This window comes from Pseudomonas khavaziana, assembly GCF_019145205.1.
Classification (GTDB): Bacteria; Pseudomonadota; Gammaproteobacteria; order Pseudomonadales; family Pseudomonadaceae; genus Aquipseudomonas; species Aquipseudomonas khavaziana.
This window is the reverse complement of sequence record NZ_JAHSTT010000034.1, coordinates 1-1,994: the sequence shown is the minus strand read 5'-3', so window position 1 is coordinate 1,994 and position 1,994 is coordinate 1. Positions and strand designations below refer to the sequence as shown.

General features: G+C 45.5%; 1 protein-coding gene. It reads right to left on the bottom strand.

The window, feature by feature from the left end:
* Nucleotides 1-775: 775 nt before the first annotated feature.
* Entirely contained in the window at nt 776-1,816 is a 1,041-nt protein-coding gene (locus KVH01_RS29360; protein ID WP_217883794.1) for a CyaA/EF/ExoY family adenylyl cyclase toxin, read from the bottom strand.
* Between the last annotated feature and the right edge of the window lie 178 nt (nt 1,817-1,994).

Below are 1,994 nucleotides of genomic sequence, written 5' to 3'. Positions count from 1 at the left end.
TCTAGGGCACGACCTGATCCATCTCGGCGAGGAAGCGTTCGCGGCGTGTCTGCTTGCGCTTGTCGGCATATTCGAAATCGGAAAAGCTCATCTGGCTCATGGGCGGCTCGGGTCAGGTGGTCAGTCGTATTTCATCACATCTTGGGACTTGTTCGGAGATTCCCAGGCGCTTAGTATGAATCAAAGAAATTTAACGGTCCGTGCGAATGCCTGGGGTCGTGAACCTCTGGCAGAATTAATATGTGAGTATGTCATTTTGTCGCCCGCAGTCTTCAAGCGTAGTTTTAAACAGTATTATATAAACTAAAATCTGACACGGGCGGTACACTTGCCCTATGCACAATCGATTTCGCTTTATTACACAGTCGTTCACGAGGGGCGGCTCGAAGCTACCGGAGGTCCGTTGTCGCCGGAAAAATGTGCGGGCCATTTCGACAATTACCCCTGTTGGCCGGTTGCAATTATTTCGCAAACGGCGTTCAGCGCCACTGGGGAGTTGCTGAAGCGTAAGCTTGGTAATAATGTTCGTTTTTGCGTGAGAGAGACTACGTTATTTGCAGAGAAATTATTTTGCGCAAGCACCGTGTTAAAGTTTAATATAGAGCTAGCTGGGTGTAACAATTTATGTTTTAAAGTGTTGCTCGTATTTATCGAGGGAGTGAGGAGATTGCCAGGTTGATCAGTACGCTAGAGATAAAAAAAGGATGGGGGGGCGTAACTTTAATTTGAGGTGGCTTCATTAGGCTCAGTCTGCTTAATGAAGCCGATTAAACTTTTAGAAACCGAAGATTGGGCTGTATTCGGGTGCATACTTTTCACTTTTTAGTCGCTTGTAATACCCTATTATTTCCGCTAAAGAATGGAACTGACTGACGCGTTGAGAGGGATGAACGAAAATTGGTTTGTCACCGGCGTCAAAGCCGGGGCTAAATGGATTACCTGTTTCGTCATTGTGCCAAACAAGGTTACCTCCTCGGTATCCTTCGCGTGCAATTTCTTTATTTAATGCACGAACGATGGTTTTGCCAAACTGGTGCAGATTACCCATGTCAGGATCTTCCTGTTGTCCATATAATGCCTTAGGCTTGATAAAATCAAGGTTAAAATTGCCCCTTAACATCTTCGGCGCCGCTCTTAACGGGCGTGTATTGACGGATTGGCTTTCTTTGGGGATGATAGTAAATAGGTCGTAGTCTGCAGTGATGGGAAGAGGAGCTCCGGTAGCGTCAGATTGCGGTAAATTTGACATGACCCTCACGGGTTTCAATTTATCGTCTAGCACTAGACCGTCATTTCGAATTTTAAAATGTTGCAGTCCGCTTGGGTACCAAGCACAATACCTATCTTGTCCGAGATGAGTCAGCACCTCAGCGGCAACTAATTCTGCTATTCGCAAGCGGCTAATTTTAAGCGGAAGCGCTTTAGCTCCTTTATTGATTGCAGCGGCTATATAGTCGCTCTGTTTTTTATAGGCCGTTCGGCTAACTTTTGAATAAATAGGATTCTCTGCAATGAATCCTGCTGTCGGTCCTGATGGACTCGACTTCGCTTTCATATGGAAGTTTTTTGAAGGGTAGTTTTCGCGAAGTAAGCTTTCGCCTAATGGATTTGGTGCCCGTATACCTAATACAACATTGTACCTTTTTGCGACGCGCTTGAATGCTTCAACATAGAGCAAGTGCACATCGGCGCCGCTTACGGTGGGAATCTGTTTGAATGGCTGCGAGTTAGTCGTCTCGCTATCCTGTTCATTATCCGTCAGCGATGAGCGTCCGGATCGAATGGGAAGTTTTTCTTCCGTTAGAGTAGTGTGCATAAATACCTTCTTAACTCGATATGACGGTAAATTTATGAATAGCTAATGTGCAGAACGCAGAGGCGTACCATGGAGCGTACTACTCATGAGCTATCAGTGCTTACTGAGGATAGTCATAAATGTGAATATTCGTTCCGCCATGAAGGAAATTTCATGCAATTTCTCCTTGGACGCTTAG

Excerpts from the sequence above, each read along its gene's own strand:
- KVH01_RS29360 (WP_217883794.1), bottom strand. The coding sequence starts at position 1,816 with ATGCACACTACTCTAACGGAAGAAAAACTTCCCATTCGATCCGGACGC.